Origin of the sequence: Taklimakanibacter albus, from assembly GCF_016595235.1 — a bacterium.
Taxonomy (GTDB): Bacteria; Pseudomonadota; Alphaproteobacteria; order Rhizobiales; family Aestuariivirgaceae; genus Taklimakanibacter; species Taklimakanibacter albus.
In genome coordinates this window covers 343,084-362,891 of sequence record NZ_JAENHL010000006.1, presented here as the reverse complement: position 1 = coordinate 362,891, position 19,808 = coordinate 343,084, and the positions used below count along the sequence as shown (strand labels likewise).

Genomic DNA, 19,808 nt, shown 5'->3' with positions numbered 1-19,808 from the left:
GCCCACGCATGACACTCGAACAGCTGCGCATCTTCGTCGCGGTGGCGGAGCGCGAGCATGTCACGCGCGCGGCGGGCGATCTCAATCTCACCCAGTCGGCGACCAGCGCCGCGGTCGCGGCGCTCGAGGCGCGTTATCAGACCAAGCTCTTCGACCGCGTCGGCCGGCGCATCAGCCTGACCGATGCGGGCCGCCTGTTTCTCACCGAAGCCAAGGCGGTGCTCGCCCGCGCCACGGCGGCGGAGTTGGTGCTCGCCGATCTCGCCGGATTGAAGGCCGGATCCCTGAGCCTCGCCGCCAGCCAGACCGTCGGCAATTATTGGCTGCCACGTTACATCCACGCTTTCCACGCGGCTCATCCCGGCATCGCGGTGACGCTCACCATCGGCAATACCGAGACCGTCGCGGCCATGGTGCGCGCCGGCGAAGCCAATCTCGGCTTCGTCGAAGGCCCGGTCGAGGAGCAGGCTCTCACGACCACCGTCGTCGCCGAGGACGAGATGGTGCTCGTCGCTCCATCAAAGCATGACTGGGTCAGTGCCCGGAAGCGCGGCAAACTCGATCTCACCTCCGCCCGCTGGGTACTGCGCGAGCTGGGATCCGGCACGCGCTCGATCCTCGAGCCGCTGCTCAAACGCGAAGGCATCGCGCTGGCCGCGCTCGATGTCAGCCTGGTGATGCCCACGAATGAATCCGTTAGAGCCGCCGTCGAGGCGGGTGCCGGCGTCACCGTGCTGTCGCGGCTCGTCGTCGACAAAGCCATCAGAACCGGCACCCTGGCCGTCGTCGATCATCCGGTGCCGCGCCGCCCTTTCACGATGCTGCGGCACAATGACCGCTACGTCACGGCGAGCGAGAAGGAATTCGTGAAACTGATCGGCGCGCTTGCGGGACGCTAGCTCCCTGTAAGAAACAGGAAGTCTACCTCATCTCCGGCGGTAACAGGGCCCGTCCCCTCCGGCAGGATGATGAATCCGTCCGCCGCGACGAGCGAGCTCAGCATGGCGGAGCCGCGCTTCTCGACCGCTTCGACACATGTATTCCCACCGGGGCCGGCGCAGAGCCGCGCCGGGATTGCTTCCCACCATCCGGCATTCTTATCGAGCGCCGTCGCCATCGGGAGCTTCAGGAACTTCGGATAATCCGCTCTCTCGCCACTGAGCTGTGCGATCAGCGGCAAACCAAGCATGAGAAACATCACCATGGCGGCGATCGGATTGCCCGGCAGGCCAAGCACCGGGCAATCATCGATATCGCCGAATCCTACGGGCTTGCCCGGCCGCACATTGAGGCGCCAGAACTCCAGGAAACCACGGCGCCTTATGACGCTGGTCAGATGATCCTCATCGCCGACCGACATGCCACCGGTGGTGATCATCAGGTCGTTGTCCTGCGCGGCCGCGAGCAATATGCCGGTGAGTTGCTCCTGGTCGTCCGGAATGATGCCGCCGTCTGAGACGACACAGCCGAACTCGCGCAACAGCGCCCACAGCATCGGCCGGTTGGCGTCACCGATCAGCCCCTCGCCGAGGACCGGTCCAGGACTGACCTCGTCGCCGGTGGAAAACAGCGCCACGCGGAGCGGCCGGTGGACGCGGATCAGATCGATGCCCAATGAGCCGAGCAGTGCCAGGTGACGCGCGCCGAGCCGCGTGCCGTCGGCAATCACCACCGCCCCGCGCGCGACATCCTCTGCCTTCATCCTGACATGGGGGCGGCCGGAGAGGGGAAGTGAGGGCGCGATCCAGCCATTGCTTTCGACACAATCCTCCTGCTTCAGCACCCGGTCGGCGCCTGTCGGCAGGACGGCGCCGGTGAGGACGCGCATCGCCTCCCCCTCGCCCAGCTCCATCTGCGCCGGATGACCGGCGAGGCTGCGCCCGACGACACGCAGAATCTTGAGATTGGCGCCGTCGAGGTCGGCGGTTCTGACCGCATAGCCGTCCATCGCCGAAGCATTGAAGCGCGGCAGATCGGCATTGGCGCGCAGATCACCCGCCACGACGCGTCCGAGCCCGGCCGCCGCCTCTATACTTTCGCTGCCGACGGTTGTCGCGAATTGCCGCCTGATGAAGCCGCGCGCCGCGTCGATCGTCATCGGTACATGCCTGCCCGCCATCGGTTCAACCTCATTCGACCGGCAGTGGGAGGGCCTGCGTCCGGGTCTGAAGCGGGGATGCAGGATGCAAGCGCCTTCGCAGCACCACCTTCGCCGCCGACGCCCCGAAGAACATATAACCCGGCACGCCTTGCGCGATGACATCCATGAAGGCGTCAGGATCGTTCACCCTGATGCCCGCGACGATGCCGACTCCACAGTCAAAAAATGCATCCGGAATGATCGGCACGGTCGGTCCCACCAGGATGATGCGCGCGGCCGGCCGCGCCAAGGCGATCAAGCCGCCGAATGTTTCGTTCGCCAAGGTCGCGCCGGTGATGAACACGACATCGGCATGGGGAACCACGTCGGGCGCCAGATGCGCCGGGCGATAATGGGGCAATTCATGCGACTTGAGCAGGGCCGGATCTTTTTCCAGCACCACATGGCGGGCACCGATTCCTCTGAGCCGCCGCAGGAACGGTCCGAAGGCGCCGATGACCACCACGGTCTCGTTCGGCTGGACCTCGGCGGCGGCGAAGGCGTCGAGCCCGTCGACCTCCTCGCAGCCGGCAGGGGCACGGCTCTCGGCCGCCAATTGCGCCAGCGCGTTGAGCGTCGCGATGCCCAGCACCCGCTCGAGACCGGTCGCGTCCGCGGCGGCGTCCAGCAGGTAGTCCGCTTTGTGCCCCCGCAAGCCAGTAGACTGGCCTCCAGTATTCAAATTGAGGCCATGCGCGGAACACGCCCCCGCATGGCCGGATGACAGTTTGACGCCGGCGAAGAACTCCCCCATCGCGACACGCTCGATCGCGATGGCGTCGAGGATGGGGCCGAGCTCACGGCGCACGATCCCGATTGTGGCCTTGAGAACAGCCCGCTCCGCCATCCTTCACCTCAAAAACAGATCAAGCGGCTCCGTGACCGACGATGCCCTTCACCTCCAGGAAATCATGGATCGCCCAATCGGCATATTCACGGCCGTTGCCGGACTGCTTGTAGCCGCCGAAAGGCGCATAGGTATCCCAGTCGGGATAATTGATGCTGACCTGCCCGGCGCGCAGCTGCCGGGCAACGCGGCGCGCATTGTCGATGTTCTTCGATTGCACATAGGCGCCGAGACCATAGGGTGTGTCATTGGCGATCTCGATCGCCTGGTCCTCGGTGTCATAGGAGATGATCGACAATACCGGCCCGAAAATTTCCTCGCGCGCGATCGTCATCTGCGGCGTCACATTGCCGAACACCGTCGGCTTGACATAGTAGCCGCGATTATAGCCATGCGGCCGGCCGAGACCGCCGGTCACCAAAGTGGCGCCTTCGGCAATGCCGGCCGAGATCAGCCGCTGGATCTTCTCATACTGGATTTCGCTGACCACCGGCCCGAGCACGGTTTCAGCCGCCTTGGGATCGCCGACCTTGTGATCCTCGGCCGCCTTCTTGGCGATCGCCAAAGCCTGGTCATGATGCTCGCGTGGCACCAGCATGCGCGTCGGCGCATCGCAGGATTGACCGCTATTGCCGAAGCAGCCCTGCACGCCCTTGATCACCGCCGTCTCGAAATCGGCATCGCGCAGAATGATGTTCGGCGATTTGCCGCCCAGTTCCTGCGCCACGCGCTTGACCGTCTCGGCTGCGGTCTTCGCCACGATGATGCCGGCGCGCGTCGATCCGGTGAAGGACACCATGTCGACATCGGGATGGCCGGCCATGACCTGCCCGACGCCCGGCCCGTCGCCATTCACCAGATTGAAGACGCCCTTGGGCGTACCCGCATCATGCATGATCTCGGCGAAGATGAGCCCCGAGACGGGCGCGATCTCGCTCGGCTTCAACACCATCGTGCAGCCGGCCGCGATCGCCGGTGCCACCTTGCAGACGATTTGGTTCAACGGCCAGTTCCACGGTGTGATCAAAGCGACGACGCCGATCGCCTCCTTGACGACACGCGTCGTGCCGCGCTGATGCTCGAATTCATACTCCTTCAGCGCGGCAATGGTCGATTCGAGATGAACCCTTCCAGCCCAGGTCTGCGCCTCGCGGGCAAAGCTCATGGGCGCGCCCATCTCGTCGGAAACGGCGCGTGCAATATCCTCCGACCGCTCGTTGTAGAGCTCCAATATACGGGTCAGCAGCGCCAGGCGATCGGCTTTGTTCGTCTGCGAGAAGGCAGGAAACGCCGCCTTGGCCGCGGCGACCGCGCGATCGACATCCGCCGCGGCGCCTGCCGAGATCGTGATGAAGGTCTTTTCCGTCGCCGGATCGATGACGTCGATCGTCTTCGGAGCGATCGGGTCGACCCAGGCGCCATCGATGTAGAATTTCAACGCGTTGGACAAGATTATCTTCTTTCTTTGGTTGCGGGCACCATTGCCCGGGAATCGGTTCAGAAATGGACGGCCGTTTGTTGTGGCCCGGTATCGGCTTCCAGGCTGCGCAAAGCGGCGAGAAAAGTCGTCAAGCCGGCGCTGCGCAGCGGTACATAAGGTTTGCCGGCACGCCGGCTCAGCCGCTTCACCGAATGCATGGCATCATGGCTCACGCAGTCGACCGGGAAGAATACCAGCCGGGACTGGCTGACAAGGCCCGGCAGTTGCGCCATCTGATCGTCTATGCCGCCATCGTGATAGAGAAGCTCGGCGGAGAAGCCGTTGACGATGTCGCGCAGGGACGACGCATGGCCGGGATGCCCGCCGACATAAAGCACCGATGCCCCGCGCAGGAGAGCGCTCACCAGATTGTCGGCGGCAGTATCGGGCGTATTTCCATTGAGCGAGCCCTCGACGAGCTCCAGCTCTCGGCGCAGCACCTTCTCGCGTTGCTCCGCCGCTTGGCGCTGCTTCCTCTCAGCGACCACACGTTCCTCCGCCAGCGCCAGCCGCTCGGTCGCCTTCTGGCGGCGTTGAGCCTCGAGGCCCAGTTGATCCTTGAGCCCGTCGATCAGGACCGCCATGTCCCGGTCTTGCGGCGCCACGCTGGGCGTCGTCTCTGACGGCCCTGCCGTCACCTGCGTCAGAAGATGGGTCAGCTCGGCGATCTTCGCATGCCTGGCGACGATGGCGTCCTTCAGCTGCGTTTCTTGCCGCTCGATCTTGGCCTTGAGCGCATTGGTCTCTTCCTCGAGTTGAGCGAGGCGGCGGATATCCGCCCGGTTTGCCGCCCCCACCAGATGGGACAGCATATGCACCTCGCCGAAAACACGCTTCTTGAGCGCGTCACTCGCCAGCGGGTGGGTGAGGACGGCCCAGTAGCCGCCCGGAATGTCGCCGTTGCGGCAGGCTTCTTCCCAGAAACCCGCAAGCTCGCTCTCGCTCTTCGCCCGGTCGAAACGCGTGATGAAGAGCTGGTGCTTGCGGTCGAGCGCCTTCTGCAGGAACTTCCCGCAGCCCTCGCGCTGACCGGCCAGCGTCACGCCATATTTGTGCAGATCGTGGTCCGACAGGCTTCTCGCTTCGGGAAGCTCGAGCTTCTTCAGCACCTGCCGCAGATCGGCGGTCGACAGGCAGGTTCCGATGACCGAGCAATAGAAGGTCCCATTGAGCTCCCACAGGCGCGTGCGGCGGCGCGGCTCATCGGAATGCGCGAGCACCAGGCGCTCGATGCGCTCACTCGCCCCGCTTTGCTCGAAGAGCGAGCCCAGCAGCATGCGGGTCCGGTGCTTGCCGAAATCGCTCGCCACCGGGCCGGCCAATCCGATCGTCAGCTGCTTTGACACGTCGCATCCCCTCGAGACCCGTCAACGCAGGACCACGATGACGGATCGTAATAGTTGAATGGGTATAACGAGTGATATAACCAGATGACATGAAAATTGGCAAGTCACCCGGCGGGAGCTCGTGGCTCAGGTGTCGTCTGCGAGGGGAGCGCTGGCGGCGCTATAGATCGCGGCGAGACGCTCGATGCCCTCCTGATCCTCCACATCGAACCGCCCGGGCAACGGGCTGTCGAGGTCGAGCACGCCGTAGACCTTCCCCGCCCGCGTCAAGGGCACGACGAGCTCCGAGCGCGAGGCGCTGTCGCAGGCTATGTGGCCGGGGAATTCATGCACATCTTCGACGCGCTGCGTGCTGCGCCGCGCCACCGCCGCTCCACACACGCCACGCCCGACGGCAATGCGCACACAGGCCGGCTTGCCCTGGAACGGGCCGAGCACCAGCTCGTCAGGCTTGCGCAGGAAATAGAACCCCGCCCAGTTGAGATCGGGCACCTGCTCGAAAATCAGTGCCGACATATTGGCGGCATTGGCGACCGGATCAGGCTCGCCGGACAGGAGGCCTTCGAGCTGGCCGGCCAGTTCGCGATAGAAACTCTTCTTGTCGGAAGTCCGAATGGCTGTCGTCGCGAACATCTGCGCACCCTTCCCAATCGCAATAGTCAATTCAATATAACGAATGCCCCCAGCATACGCCTTCAGATGCGGGGCGTCAGCCCATTGAGAAATGCAAAGCCGATGCGCGCCCAGCTTCCTTGACACAAAGCAGGGGCTTGGTAGTGAGCCTGCCCTCGCTCTTACCGGTGCCTGGATATGGATCGCCCCGCCAAGTTCCCCTGGTTCTCGCCCATTCTTCCCGGCGCCACGCTCCGCGACCGGCTGCTCGCCTGCCTGGGTTCGCTCATCGGCATCGGCCTGACCGGCTTCGTCTGCGCCCTGAGCTTCGGGCCCGATCCATTTCTGCCGCTCATCGTGGCGCCGATCGGCGCCTCCGCGGTGCTGCTCTTCGCCGTTCCGACGAGCCCCCTGGCCCAGCCCTGGCCGATCATCGGCGGCAATACGATCTCGGCGCTGGTCGGGGTGACGGTGGCGCATTTCGTGCCGTATCCGCTGCTGGCCACGGGTGCCGCGGTGGCGCTCGCGATCATCGTCATGTCGTTCACGCGCAGCCTCCATCCGCCGGGCGGTGCCGCGGCGCTGACCGCCGTCATCGGCGGATCGGCCGTCACCAATGCCGGCTTTTTCTTTCCCTTCGTGCCGATCGCGCTCAATTCGGTGCTGCTGGTGCTGCTCGGCATCGTCTTCCACCGGCTCACCCGGCGGAGCTATCCGCATGTCGCGGCCCCGGCCGCCGTCAATGAGCACAAGACCAAGGACCGGCCGGCGCCGCTGCGCGTCGGCCTGCAGAGCACCGACATCGATGCCGCGCTCGCCAAAATGGGCGAAAGCTATGACATCGACCGTGGCGATCTCGACCGCCTGCTGCGCGAGGTCGAGGGTCAGATCCTGTCACGCATGCACAGCATGATCGAAGCGCGCGAGATCATGTCGCGCGATCTGGTCACGGTCGATCGCAACGCCCAGAGCGCCGAGGCGCGCCGCCTGCTGCTCGATCACGACATAAGGATGCTTCCGGTTCTGGGCAGCGACGGCAAGCTCGCCGGGACCATCGGCCTGCGTGAGCTCGCGAGCGGTGCGGAGCGCATCACGGACAGTATCTCGCCGGCCGTCACCGCGCGTCCCGATGCGCCGATCACCGATCTCATCCCGCTCTTGAGCAACGGCCGCACCCATGCGGTGATCATCACCGAGGGCGAGGGCCGGATTGCCGGAATCGTCACCCAGACCGACCTGCTCGTTGCAGTATCTCGCGCCTTGCTCGCCAAGGATCTCGGCGATACCGCGAGATGGAAGCCGCTGACGAGCGACTGGCCGGCCGCCGCCAGCGCGTGATAGAGCGCTTCCCGCCAAAGTTGCTCGACTTTGGCGATAAGGAAGCGCTCAAGATTATATTTCTTCGAGCCCATGGGCTCGAGGCTGGCGGGCTTGCAGGGACTCAAGGGGGGCCCTATCTCCCTTGTCCATGGCCAAGTCCCTTTCGCAATTCGTCTGCCAGTCCTGCGGCGCCGTCTCATCCAAATGGGCGGGGCGCTGCGACAATTGCGGCGAATGGAACACGATCATCGAGGAATCGGCGCCCACGCCTCTGTCGGGCGCCAAGGGCGCCAGCCTGCCCAAGGGCCGGCCATCCCGCCTCGTCGGGCTGAAGGGTGAAAGTGCCGCCCCGGCGCGCATCGAGACCGGCATCGCCGAGCTCGACCGGGTGGCGGGCGGCGGCTTCGTGCCGGGCTCCGGCGTGCTGATCGGCGGCGATCCCGGCATCGGCAAGTCGACGCTGCTGCTCCAGGCCATGGCGGCGCTCGCCAACCGTGGCCGCCGGGTCATCTATGTCTCGGGTGAAGAGGCTATCGCGCAAGTCCGGCTCAGGGCCGAGCGGCTCGGCATCGCCGAAACCTCGGTGCTGCTCGCCGCCGAGACCAATGCCGCCGATATCGTGGCGACGCTGTCCGAGGACGAGCCGCCGGCCATCGCCGTCATCGACTCGATCCAGACCGTCTGGTCACCCAATATCGACGCCGCCCCCGGCACCGTCTCGCAGCTGAAGGCGGGCTCGGAAGCCCTCATCCGCTTCGCCAAGCAGAAGGGCACCACGATCCTGCTGGTCGGCCATGTCACCAAGGACGGCCAGATCGCCGGTCCCAAGGTCATCGAGCATATGGTCGACACGGTGCTCTATTTCGAAGGTGACCGCGGCCACCAATATCGCATCCTCAGAGCGGTGAAGAACCGTTTCGGGCCGACGGACGAGATCGGCGTGTTCGAGATGTCGGATGGCGGCCTCAAGGAAGTGGCCAATCCGTCACGCCTGTTCATGGGATCGGGCGAGCATCCGACGCCGGGCTCGGCCGTCTTCGCTGGGGTGGAAGGCACCCGCCCCCTCCTCATCGAGGTCCAGGCGCTCGTCTCGCCCTCTCCCTTTGGCAACCCCCGGCGCACCGTCGTCGGCTGGGATGCCAACCGGCTCGCCATGGTGCTCGCGGTGCTGGAGGCCCGCGCCGGCGTCACGATCGGCAATCACGATGTCTATCTCAACGTGGCGGGTGGCCTGAAAGTGAAAGAGACTGCCGCCGACCTCGCGGTCGCCGCCGCCCTCCTGTCGTCGCTCACCGGCACGATCGTGCCACATGGAACGACGATTTTTGGCGAAATTGCGCTCTCCGGCGCCATCCGTCCGGTGAGCCTCGCGGAAGCACGTGTCAAAGAGGCACAGAAGCTCGGCCTGAAAGAAGCCGTGACCGCTGCCCGTCCGGAACTTTCATGCCCAAAAGGCTTTAGAATCAAACCCTTGGAGACGATCGCCGACCTTGTCGCCTGGGCCGCCGCCCAGCCCAAGGGGCTCGCCCGAATCGCCTAGCCCATGCCACAAAAGCTGCCTATAAGATCGCGATCAACATCCTTCGGACGGACTGGCTAATGCCGTTTCAACTGCTCGATCTCATTCTTGCCGGTATCATGATCATTTCGGGCCTGCTCGCCTTGATGCGCGGCTTCACCCGTGAAGTGCTTTCGCTCATCGCCTGGGGTGCCGCGGCGGTCGGCGCTTATTTCGCCATCCGCTCACCGGAATTGCTGGGTTTCGCCAGCCAGTATCTGCAGCCCGACATCGTCGCCAAGATCGCCGTCGGCGGCGGCATCTTCCTTATCGTGCTGATCATCGTGTCGCTGATCAGCGTCAAGCTCTCCGATGTCGTGGTCGATTCAGCCGCCGGCGCCTTCGACCGCACTCTCGGCTTCTTCTACGGCCTGGCGCGTGGCCTGGTCCTCGTCGTCATCGCCTATCTCTTCTATGGCTGGCTCATTCCCATCGACCGTCAGGAAGACTGGGTGAAGAATGCCCGCACGCTGCCGATCATCCAGTCGGTGGGCGAGGTCATCCTCTCGCTGGTACCCCCCGATATCGCCGAGACTCTCACCAACTCCTCCATCCTCGGCAATCAGAACGCGCCCTCCACCACCCAGCAGCCGCCGGCGGCGCAGAGCGGCAGCGGCGAGACCACCGCGCCGACGGATGAGGAAGGCTACAAGAAGAATGAATCGCAGGGCCTCGATCAGTTGATCCAGGGAACGCAGGGCGGCCAGCAGCAGCAGAACTCGCCGCCTCCCGACAATCAGGAGCAGCCGGATTTCGGCGGCCAGAGCAACCCCAATTGAGGACAGAAGCGATGGCGGCGTCCAATCCCGAATTCAATTTCGATCTCGATGGCGACACGCTGCGTGAGGAATGCGGCGTGTTCGGCATTTTCGGCCACGACGACGCGGCCGCCCTCACCGCGCTGGGGCTCCACGCTTTGCAGCATCGCGGCCAGGAAGCCGCCGGCATCGTCGCCTTCAATGGCGAGCGCTTCAATTCCGAGCGCCGGCTCGGCCTCGTCGGCGACCATTTCTCGAACGAGAACACCATCAAGCGGCTGCAAGGCCGCGTGGCGCTGGGCCACGTGCGCTACTCGACCACCGGCGAAACCATCCTGCGCAATGTGCAGCCGCTCTTCGCCGAGCTCGCCACCGGCGGGCTCGCGGTGGCGCATAACGGCAATCTCACCAACGGCCTGACGCTCAGGCGTGAGCTCGTGGCGCAAGGCGCCATCTGCCAGTCGACCTCCGACACCGAAGTGATCCTCCATCTGGTGGCGCGGTCGCAGAAGCCACGCCTCGTCGAGCGTTATATCGATGCGCTGCGCGCCCTCGAAGGCGCCTATTCGCTGGTCGCCATGACCAACAAGAAACTCATCGGCGCCCGCGATCCGCTCGGCATCCGCCCCTTGATCCTCGGCGAGTTGAACGGCGCATATATCCTCTGCTCCGAGACCTGCGCCCTCGACATCATCGGCGCCCGTTTCGTGCGCGAGGTCGAAAATGGCGAAGTGATCGTCATCTCCGAAGAGGGCGTCGAGTCGCTGCGTCCCTTCCCGCGCATGCAGGCGCGTCCCTGCGTCTTCGAATATGTCTATTTCTCGCGCCCCGACAGCATTCTCGGCGGCCGCTCGGTCTATGAGGTGCGCAAGCAGTTCGGCCGCCAGCTCGCCCAGGAAGCGCCCGCCGATGTCGACGTCATCATCCCGGTGCCGGATTCGGGCGTGCCCGCCGCGCTCGGCTATTCGCAGGCCTCCGGCGTTCCCTTCGAGCTCGGCATCATCCGCAACCACTATGTCGGCCGCACCTTCATCGAGCCGACCCAGACCATTCGGGCGCTGGGCGTCAAGCTCAAGCACAATGCCAATCGCTCGGTGATCAGCGGCAAGCGGGTGCTGCTCGTCGACGACTCGATCGTGCGCGGCACCACGTCGGTGAAGATCGTGCGCATGATGTACGAAGCGGGCGCGCGCGAAGTGCATATGCGCATCGCCTGCCCGCCGATCCGCCATCCCGATTTCTACGGCATCGACACGCCGGAGCAGAAGGCGCTGCTCGCCGCCACGCATACGCTCGAAGAAATGCGCGACTATATCGGCGTCACCTCGCTCGCCTTCCTGTCGGTCGACGGGCTCTATCGCGCGGTCGGTTATGACGGGCGCGATGATATCCGGCCGCAATTCACCGACCATTGCTTCACCGGCGACTATCCCACCCACCTCACCGACATCATCGGTGAATCGGCCAAGCAGCAGCTGTCGCTCCTCGCCGAAGCCGGCTGAGAGACATAGAGACAAAATAAATGAGCAAAGAACTCGAGAACCGCATCGCGGTCGTCACCGGTGCGTCGCGCGGCATTGGCAAGGCCACGGCGCTGGCGCTCGCCAAACGCGGCGCCCATGTCATCGCGATCGCCCGCACGCAAGGCGGACTCGAGGAGCTCGACGACGAGATCAAGGCGCTGGGCGGCAGCGCCACGCTGGTGCCGGCCGACGTCAAGGATTACCCCGCTCTCGACCGGCTGGGCGCCGCTATTCATGAACGCTGGGGCCGGCTCGACATCCTGGTCGGCAATGCCGGCGTGCTCGGCAAGCTGTCGCCGCTCGGCCATATCGAGCCCAAGACCTGGGACGAGGTCATGGCGGTCAATGTCACCGCCAATTGGCGCCTCATCCGCTCGCTCGATCCCTTGCTCAAGCGTTCCGAGGACGGGCGCGCCATTTTCGTGACCTCAGGCGCCGCGCATAAGGCCTTCGCCTATTGGGGTACCTATTCGATCTCAAAAGCGGCGCTCGAAACCCTGGTCCGGACCTATGCCGCCGAAATCTCCACCACCAAGGTGACGGCCAACATGTTCAGCCCCGGCCCGACCCGCACCCGCATGCGGGCGCTCGCCATGCCGGGCGAGGATCCCGAGACTTTGCCGTCGGCCGACGACGTTGCCGCCCAACTCGTCGAAATGTGCCTCCCCACCTTCAAGGACAATGGCGCCACCTACAAATACGCGCCGACCGGACTGTTCAAGTTCCAGGGCTGAAGCTTTCATCCGTTTCTCCCTCCTCCGCCGAAGGCGGGGAGGGTGGCGCGCGGAACGCGCGACGGGTGGGGTCTCTCCGCCAGAAAGACCTCTCAGTGCAAAGTCGGTGGAGACACCCCACCCGTCCGCCCTCCCCGCGCTTCGCGCGGCGGAGGGAGATGAGCTGAGCGAAAATACTCTGACCGGTTTCCCTCAGAATGCCATGAAGCGGGCTTGTGCGATCAACGCACCGCCGCATCCTCATCATTCCTCGCCTTCCCGATCAAGCCCTACTTTCTACCAGTGTTGACGCTTCACGATTTCTCGCCTAGCCTTTTGTCATACAAATAAGAAAAGGCGGTTCAACCACTTGCCGCTCGCGGATGCTGCAGCGGCATCATCAAAGGGAGAAATAGATGAAACGTCTGTTCATGATCGGCGCGGCTCTGGCCGTGGCGATGTCCGTCACGCTGAACGCCGATGCCCAGGACAAGAAGACGCTCGCTTTCGTCGTCAACGGCGCCTCCGATTTCTGGAAGATCGCCGAAGCGGGCGTGAAGAAGGCCCAAGAGGAACTTCCCAACTACACGCTCGAGCTCAAATATCCCGAGCAGTCCTCCGCCGCCATCCAGCAGCGCCTGATGGACGACCTCGTTGCCGCGGGCGTCGCTGCCATTATGGTCAGCGCCGTCGATCCCAAGACATCGACGGAAGCCCTCGACCGCATCGCCGGCCAGGTGCCGCTGTTCACCACCGACAGCGACGCGCCGCAATCCAAGCGCATCGCTTATATCGGCAGCTCGAATGTCGAGCTCGGCAAGGACGCCGGCAAGCTCATGCTGAAGGCCCTGCCCGACGGCGGCAAGTGCATCGGCTTCGTCGGGCTGCCCGGCGCCGACAATGCCCGCGAACGCATCGAAGGCGTGCAGGCGACCATCAAAGGGTCCAAGGTCGAGATGGTCGACGTGCGCGGCGACGACATCGACTTCGCCCGCGCCAAGCGCAATGTCGCCGACGCGCTGGCCGCCTCGCCGGACGTCGCCTGCATGGTCGGCTTCTATTCGTACAATACGCCGCTTATCTACGAGACGCTGAAGGAGTCCGGCAAGCTCGGCCAGATCAAGATCATCGGCTTCGACGAGGATCCGGTGACGCTGGGCGGCGTGCGCGAAGGCGCCATCGAAGGCACCGTCGTTCAAAATCCTTATGAATGGGGCTATCAGGGCATGAAGCTGATGGCGAAAGTTCTGGAAGGCGACAAGTCCGGCGTGCCCGCCGATGGGCTGATCATCGTTCCCGGCCAAGTGATCGACAAGGCGAATGTCGATGCCTTCGAGACGGAACTCAAATCTCGCCTCGGGAAATAGAAAAGAGGCCACTCGTCCGGCCGGCACCGCTTGTGCCGGCCGGCAATCCGGGTCAAGCTTCGGGGCAAGATGGCCGATCCGTTTCTCGAACTCATCGACATCAGCAAATCCTATCCGGGTGTCATCGCCCTGAAAGGCGTGACACTCAGCGTGGCGCCTGGCGAGGTCATCGGGCTCGTCGGCGAGAATGGCGCCGGAAAATCGACCCTGATGCGGATATTGGGCGGCGTGGCCGCGCCCGATCACGGGGTCTTGCGCATCGACGGCGCCGAACGGGCCGCCATGACCATCGATGCCGCCGGCAAGGCCGGCATCGCCTTCGTGCATCAGGAACTCAACCTGTTCGACAATCTCGATGTCGCCGCCAATGTCTTCATCGGGCGCGAGCCGCGCAAAGCCCCGCCCTTGCGCCTTCTCGACACCGAGGCGATGCGCCAGCGCACCGCCCCCCTGCTCAAGAAGCTCGGCGCCGATTTCACCCCGGCGAGCCCGGTGGCCGATCTGTCCCTGGCGCAGCGCCAGCTGGTCGAGATCGCCAAGGCGCTCTCTTTCGACGCGCGCCTCGTCATTCTGGACGAGCCGACCTCGAGCCTCACCGTCACCGAAACCAATCGGCTCCTCAAGATCATCGCCGATCTGAAGGCCACCGGCGTCAGCGTGATCTTCATTTCGCACCGGCTTCAGGAAGTGGAGCGCTGCGCCGACCGGGTCATCGTGCTGCGCGATGGCCGCAAGGTGGGCGAGCTCACAGGCGCCGAGATCCAGCATGAGGCGATGATCCGTCTGATGATCGGGCGCGATCTCAAATCTCTCTACATCCCGCCCAAGGCGCCGCCCGGCGCCGAGGCCCTGGCGCTGTCGGATCTGCGCACATCCGCTTTTCCCGACAAAACCGTCGATCTCACCGTCAGGGAGGGCGAGATACTGGGCCTCGCCGGCCTCGTCGGATCCGGCCGCACCGAAGTGGCGCGGGTCGTCTTCGGCATCGACAAGCAGACCGGCGGTGAAATCCGCCTGAAAGGCGAGCCGGTCCGCATCGCCGAGCCGCGCGAGGCGATCGCCAGAGGCATCTTCCTGGTGCCGGAGGACCGCAAGCAGTTCGGCCTCCTGCTCGATGTCTCGATCAGCCAGAACATCTCGCTGCCCGATCTTGCGAGCTATGCCAAAGCCTGGCTCATCAAGCCGGCCCAGGAGGACGCCAATGCCGAACGCCAGAAGAGGAGCCTCAATATCAAGACGCCGAATGTCGGCGTCCTCGCCGGCGCGCTTTCCGGCGGCAACCAGCAGAAGGTCGTGCTGGCGAAATGGCTGTCGATGAAGCCGCGGATCATCATCTTCGATGAGCCGACGCGTGGCGTCGATGTCGGCGCCAAGCAGGAGATCTATGAGCTGATGCGAGCCTTAAGCGACTCGGGCGTCGCCATATTGATGATCTCCAGCGACATGGAGGAAGTGATCGGGGTCTCCGACCGGATCGCGGTGATGCATGAGGGGCGGATCAGCGGCCTTCTCGAGCGCAGCCGCTTCAGTGAAGACAATGTGCTGAGATTAGCGGTCGGAAGGCCGCTCAACTAGGGTTCGCCATGCTCAAGAAAGATCTAGGCCTGCTCATCCTCATCCTGGTCGTCTCGGCCACGGTCGCCTTCATCAATCCGCGCTTCCTCCTGCCGATCAACCTGTCCAACACGATGAATCTCATCGGCCTCTACGGCATCTTCTCGATCGGCGTCGGCCTCGTCATCATCACCGGCGGCATCGAGCTCTCGGTCGGCTCGATGTTCGCGCTGCTCGGCGTGATCTTCGTCGACCTGCTCTCGACCTATGAGATCAACTGGGCACTGGCCTCGCTCATCATCGTCATCGCCGGATTGATCCTCGGCGCGCTGCATGGCTTCCTCGTCACCCGAATGGGGCTGCAGCCCTTCATCGTCACTTTATGCGGCCTTCTGATCTATCGCGGCATCGCCCGCTTCTACACCGAGGACGCCACCGCCGGCTTTCCTTTCGGCGTGACCTATCCGGCGCTGCAATGGCTCACCACCGGGCGGACCTTGGGCATTCCGCACAGCTTCGTCGCCTTCATCATCATCGCCGTCGTCATGGGTATCGTGCTGCACCGCTCGGTCTTCGGGCGTTATCTCTTCGCGGTCGGCAAGAATGAGGAAGCGGCGCGGTATTCCGGCATCCGGACCAAACGCGTCATTTCATCCGCCTATATCATCTGCGGCGGCCTCGCCGGGCTCGCGGCGTTGTTCCTGACGCTTTATACCCGCTCCATCTCGCCCGCCACCCACGGCAATTTCTATGAGCTTTATGCCATCGCCGCGGCGGTGCTGGGCGGCTGCAGCCTCAGAGGCGGCGAAGGCTCGATGCTCGGCATCGTGCTCGGGACCATCCTGCTCCAGGTGCTGCAGAACCTGGTGAACCTGCTCGGCATACCGAGCTCGCTCAATTTCGCCGTCATCGGCGCCGTCATCCTGTTCGGCGTGCTCGCCGACCAGCAGATCGCCCGCTATGGCGGCATCACCCAGTTCTTCCGCCGAAAAACCGTGCCCCAAGCCATGCCGGAGAAGCAAGGCTGAGGCCTTGCAAGCCCGCGCACAAGCGTGAGATCGGGAAATTGTGGGCTCGGGAGCCACCGCTGCTTTCAGCGCGTTGCGGAAATTCCCTGCAGATCCCTGCAGATCCGCTGTTAATCCGCTGCAAATTCCGCTGCATTTAACAGCGGAAGAACAGCGGATCTCTAAACCGCGAAACCGAGGCCGCGCAGATCGCGGGCGAGAGCTTCGGGCGATGTGAAATGCAAGGCATGCATGCCGGCGGCACGGGCGCCTTCGACATTGCGCGCGCTGTCGTCGATGAACACCGCCGTTTCCGGCTTCACCTTGTAGCGGTCACAGAAGAGATCGAAGATCTCACGGTCGGGCTTGAGCAAACCCTCGTCGCCCGACACCACGATGCCAGCAAAGGTTTTCAGGAACGGAAAACGCTCGAGCGCCTCGCGGAACTTGTCCTGGTTCCAGTTGGTGATGGCGTAGAGCGGCACGTTGTTGCGCTTAAGCGCCTCGAGAATGGCGACGGTGCCTTTGATCGGTCCTGAGATCGTCTCATGCCAGCGCTCGTCATAAGCGCGGATCATCGGATGCCATTTCTCGGGATGCTGCGTGACGAGCAGATCGACCGCATCCTTGAAACTGCGGCCCCTGTCCTGCTCGACATTCCAGGCGGTCGTGCAGATATTGGCGAGAAACCATTCCATCTCCGCCTCGCGGCCGTCGAAAACCTGGCGGTAGAGATAACGCGGGTCCCAGGAGACGAGCACATTGCCGATATCGAAGACGACGGTGGTCGGATGGACGGTCATTTTTTGTCCTTGTCGAAGGGATTGCGGCCGCCGCGCCGGTTGAAACGCAAAGGAGTGCCCCACAGCTCGAAATCCTCGCGCAAGCCGTTCATCAGATAGCGCACATAGGACTCGGGCAGATGGTCGAGCTGGTTGCCGAAGAGCGAGATGGTCGGCGGGCGGGCGCGCACCTGGGTCGCGTAGCGGATCTTGATGCGCCGTCCCGAGGGCGCCGGCGGCGGGTTGCGCTCCAGCATCTTCTCGAGCCAGCGATTGAGCTGGCCGGTCGAGATGCGGGTATTCCATTTCTCCACCGCGGCGAAGACCGCTTCCATCAGCTTGTCGAGACCCTTTTCCTGCTGCGCCGAGAGAGGAACGATGGTGACGCCGCGGATCTCCGGCAGGATGTCGGCGATGTCGTCCTTCACATCCTTGAGGCGCTTCTGCTTGTCCTCGACCAGGTCCCATTTCGACAGTGCGAGCACGACGGCCCTGCCCTCCTGGGCGGCGAGATCGGCGAGGGTGAGATCCTGCCGCTCGATCTCCATCGAGGCGTCGATCAGCACGATGACGGCATCGGCGAAGCGGATGGCGCGCAAGCCGTCGGCCACCGCGAGTTTCTCGATCTTGCCGGTGACGCGCGATTTGCGCCTTATGCCGGCGGTGTCCCACAAGGTGACGGGCTTGTCGCGCCACGACCAGTCGATGGCGATGGCGTCGCGCGTGATGCCGGCCTCCGGGCCTGTCAACACGCGATCGGCGCCCAGCAAGGTATTGACCAGCGTGGACTTGCCGGCATTGGGCTGGCCGATGATGGCGAGCTTGAGCGGCTTGCCTTCGGCATCCTCCTCCTCTTCCTCGTCCTCCACCTCGCGCTTCACAAAGGGTTCAAGCGCATCATAGAGCTCGTTCATGCCCTCGCCATGTTCGGCGGAAATGGCGATCGGATCGCCAAGTCCCAGCGAGAAGGCATCGAGCGCGCCGAACTCCCCGGCCCGGCCCTCGGCCTTGTTGGCGAGGACAATGACCGGCTTGCCGTGGCGCCTGAGCTTGGCGGCGAATTCGCGGTCGACCGGCGTGACACCCGTTTTGGCATCGACGACGAAAAGGCAGACATCGGCATCGGTGATCGCCGTTTCCGACTGGGCGCTCATGCGGTCTTCGAGGCTGCCGCGCGGGGCGTCGTCGAGGCCGGCCGTGTCGAACAGGCGGAAGCTCAGATCGGCTAGATGCGCCTCGCCCTCGCGGCGGTCACGCGTGACGCCGGGCTGGTCGTCGACCAGCGCCAGCTTGCGGCCGACCAGCCGATTGAACAGCGTCGATTTGCCGACATTCGGTCGGCCCAGGATCGCGACTTTTGCTTGCATCTGATCGTCCTAGAGCAAATCCCGCCAAAGTTGAAGACTTTGGCGATCAGGATTTGCTTCAACAAAATTGATTTGGCGCGAATCCTCGTCGGCGAAGTGATCCCACTTCGCCGGGATGCGCGCTAGCGCAAGGCGATCAGCTGAGCATCATCAGAAAGCAGATAAACCGTGCCGTTGGCGATGACGGGGGCGATATAGAAGGAATCCCCCACTTTGATGGTGTTGAGGACCTCGCCGGTCTGCGCCGAGATGCTGGCGAGCTGGCCGTCGGAGCTGACCGCCAGCAGGCGGCCGCCGCCCAGAACGGGGCCGGCCCAGATCTTGCCCGGCAGCTCCTTGCTCCAGCGCACGGCGCCGGTGCGGCGCGACAGGGCCATCAAGGTCTTGCCGTTGATGATGACGAAGACATGGTCGCCCGCCACCCAAGGGGTTTGCGAGCCCGATATGTCGCGGGTCCATTGCCGGTCGCCGCTCTGCAGCGCGAAGGCCGCCATGCGGCCGGCATTGGAGATGGCGAAGACCTGGCCGCCTTCGATGACCGGGCGGCCGGCGACGCTGCCGATATTGGTGGCGGTGGCGGCCGGATCGTTCGAGGTCAGCGCATCGCTCCAGGCTTCGAGTCCGTCGCTCGAATTGAAGGCGATGATCTCGCCGGCGGTGGTCGGGATGACCACGAAACCCTGCGAAACGGCCGGGCTCGGGCTCGAGGCGATGGTCGCCCGTCCGCCGGTGCCCTGATACTTCCACACCTCGGTGCCGTCGCTGGCGCGGAGTGCGAAGACCTCATTGCTGGAGCCGGTGAAATAGATCGTGCCATTGGCGACGGTGGGTGCGGCGCGTACCGGGGCGCCGAGCTTCTTGCGCCACAGAATGGCGCCGGTCGAGGCGTCGAGCGCCAAAGCCTCGCCGAAGACCGAGGTGGCATAGATGCGCTGGCCGTCGGAGGCGAGGCCGCCGCCGAAAGCGCGGGTGCTCTTGCCTTCCGGAACGAGCGAGACGCGCCAGGCCTGGCCGCCGCCCGAGGTGCGGATCGCCGTCACATTGCTGCGCGAATCGAGCACATAGGCGGTGCCGCCGACGATGATCGGGCTCGCCACGATGCGTCCGTCACCCGTTGAGCCTTCACCCGCACTGGTGGCCCAGGCGCGCGACAGCGTGGCGCCGGCCGAGAGATTGCCGAAGGAATTGGTGGCCTGGCCGCCGGGCTGCGCCCAGCTCGAATTGGTCTCGGCGGTCGGGATGACGATCGGCTCGCCCGATGTCTCGTTTTGCGGGGCGGAGGATTCGCTCGGCGACAGAACGCTTTCGCGCTTGCCGGGCAGCACCACGTCCTTTTCACCGGTGACGCCTTCGAGCAGCTTCGAGGCCGAGCCGCAGCCGGTGAGGAAAAGGGACGTCGCCAGGATCGGCCAAAGCCTCGAAAATCGCATGGTC

Annotated in this window: 17 protein-coding genes; 9 read left to right on the top strand and 8 right to left on the bottom strand. The window is 64.3% G+C overall.

The window, feature by feature from the left end:
* The first annotated feature begins 8 nt into the window (after nucleotides 1-8).
* Nucleotides 9-899: a LysR family transcriptional regulator gene (locus JHL16_RS06375; RefSeq protein WP_200184046.1), complete on the top strand. Its 891-nt coding sequence runs from the start codon at nucleotides 9-11 to the stop codon at nucleotides 897-899.
* Here JHL16_RS06375 and JHL16_RS06370 read toward each other — a convergent pair.
* The 5 genes from JHL16_RS06370 to JHL16_RS06350 all read right to left on the bottom strand — a co-directional run bounded on the left by JHL16_RS06370 (nucleotide 896) and on the right by JHL16_RS06350 (nucleotide 6,446).
* Complete coding sequence (locus JHL16_RS06370) at nucleotides 896-2,119, bottom strand: molybdopterin molybdotransferase MoeA (RefSeq protein ID WP_200184045.1); 1,224 nt, start codon at nucleotides 2,117-2,119, stop codon at nucleotides 896-898. The genes JHL16_RS06375 and JHL16_RS06370 overlap by 4 nt on opposite strands.
* 10 nt (nucleotides 2,120-2,129) lie before the next feature.
* On the bottom strand, nucleotides 2,130-2,987 hold the full coding sequence (locus JHL16_RS06365) for a DUF364 domain-containing protein (protein ID WP_200184044.1): 858 nt from the start codon (nucleotides 2,985-2,987) through the stop codon (nucleotides 2,130-2,132).
* 19 nt (nucleotides 2,988-3,006) lie between these two features.
* On the bottom strand, nucleotides 3,007-4,437 hold the full coding sequence (locus JHL16_RS06360) for an aldehyde dehydrogenase family protein (protein ID WP_200184043.1): 1,431 nt from the start codon (nucleotides 4,435-4,437) through the stop codon (nucleotides 3,007-3,009).
* Nucleotides 4,438-4,484: 47 nt separating this feature from the next.
* Nucleotides 4,485-5,813, bottom strand: coding sequence for a DUF2325 domain-containing protein (locus tag JHL16_RS35395; RefSeq protein WP_200184042.1), 1,329 nt, complete (start codon nucleotides 5,811-5,813; stop codon nucleotides 4,485-4,487).
* 126 nt (nucleotides 5,814-5,939) lie between these two features.
* Complete coding sequence (locus JHL16_RS06350) at nucleotides 5,940-6,446, bottom strand: GAF domain-containing protein (protein WP_200184041.1); 507 nt, start codon at nucleotides 6,444-6,446, stop codon at nucleotides 5,940-5,942.
* Between the two features lie 177 nt (nucleotides 6,447-6,623).
* Here JHL16_RS06350 and JHL16_RS06345 point away from each other — a divergent pair, with 177 nt between their 5' ends.
* The 8 genes from JHL16_RS06345 to JHL16_RS06310 all read left to right on the top strand — a co-directional run bounded on the left by JHL16_RS06345 (nucleotide 6,624) and on the right by JHL16_RS06310 (nucleotide 16,246).
* On the top strand, nucleotides 6,624-7,763 hold the full coding sequence (locus JHL16_RS06345; protein WP_200184040.1) for an HPP family protein: 1,140 nt from the start codon (nucleotides 6,624-6,626) through the stop codon (nucleotides 7,761-7,763).
* 130 nt (nucleotides 7,764-7,893) lie between these two features.
* Nucleotides 7,894-9,285, top strand: coding sequence for a DNA repair protein RadA (radA, locus tag JHL16_RS06340; protein WP_200184039.1), 1,392 nt, complete (start codon nucleotides 7,894-7,896; stop codon nucleotides 9,283-9,285).
* Nucleotides 9,286-9,344: 59 nt separating this feature from the next.
* Nucleotides 9,345-10,082 carry a CvpA family protein gene (locus tag JHL16_RS06335; protein WP_200184038.1) on the top strand — a complete coding sequence of 246 codons (738 nt, stop codon included), beginning with the start codon at nucleotides 9,345-9,347 and terminating at the stop codon, nucleotides 10,080-10,082.
* An 11-nt stretch (nucleotides 10,083-10,093) separates the two neighbouring features.
* Complete coding sequence (gene purF / locus JHL16_RS06330) at nucleotides 10,094-11,563, top strand: amidophosphoribosyltransferase (protein ID WP_200184037.1); 1,470 nt, start codon at nucleotides 10,094-10,096, stop codon at nucleotides 11,561-11,563.
* Between the two features lie 20 nt (nucleotides 11,564-11,583).
* Complete coding sequence (locus JHL16_RS06325; RefSeq protein ID WP_200184036.1) at nucleotides 11,584-12,318, top strand: SDR family NAD(P)-dependent oxidoreductase; 735 nt, start codon at nucleotides 11,584-11,586, stop codon at nucleotides 12,316-12,318.
* A 395-nt stretch (nucleotides 12,319-12,713) separates the two neighbouring features.
* Nucleotides 12,714-13,664: a sugar-binding protein gene (locus tag JHL16_RS06320; protein ID WP_200184035.1), complete on the top strand. Its 951-nt coding sequence runs from the start codon at nucleotides 12,714-12,716 to the stop codon at nucleotides 13,662-13,664.
* Between the two features lie 69 nt (nucleotides 13,665-13,733).
* The gene (locus JHL16_RS06315; RefSeq protein ID WP_200184034.1) at nucleotides 13,734-15,239 is read left to right on the top strand and encodes a sugar ABC transporter ATP-binding protein; all 1,506 of its coding nucleotides are present in this window, start codon (nucleotides 13,734-13,736) and stop codon (nucleotides 15,237-15,239) included.
* A gap of 8 nt (nucleotides 15,240-15,247) precedes the next feature.
* Nucleotides 15,248-16,246, top strand: coding sequence for an ABC transporter permease (locus tag JHL16_RS06310; protein ID WP_200184033.1), 999 nt, complete (start codon nucleotides 15,248-15,250; stop codon nucleotides 16,244-16,246).
* A 161-nt stretch (nucleotides 16,247-16,407) separates the two neighbouring features.
* Here JHL16_RS06310 and JHL16_RS06305 read toward each other — a convergent pair whose 3' ends face one another.
* The 3 genes from JHL16_RS06305 to JHL16_RS06295 form a co-directional block, all read right to left on the bottom strand.
* The gene (locus JHL16_RS06305) at nucleotides 16,408-17,028 is read right to left on the bottom strand and encodes an HAD family hydrolase (RefSeq protein ID WP_200184032.1); all 621 of its coding nucleotides are present in this window, start codon (nucleotides 17,026-17,028) and stop codon (nucleotides 16,408-16,410) included.
* Nucleotides 17,025-18,374 carry a ribosome biogenesis GTPase Der gene (gene der, locus JHL16_RS06300; protein ID WP_200184031.1) on the bottom strand — a complete coding sequence of 450 codons (1,350 nt, stop codon included), beginning with the start codon at nucleotides 18,372-18,374 and terminating at the stop codon, nucleotides 17,025-17,027. The genes JHL16_RS06305 and der overlap by 4 nt, the downstream gene beginning before the upstream one ends.
* Nucleotides 18,375-18,496: 122 nt before the next feature.
* Nucleotides 18,497-19,804 (bottom strand): outer membrane protein assembly factor BamB family protein, encoded by a 1,308-nt coding sequence (locus tag JHL16_RS06295; protein WP_200184030.1) that lies wholly within the window; start codon nucleotides 19,802-19,804, stop codon nucleotides 18,497-18,499.
* Nucleotides 19,805-19,808: the final 4 nt, after the last annotated feature.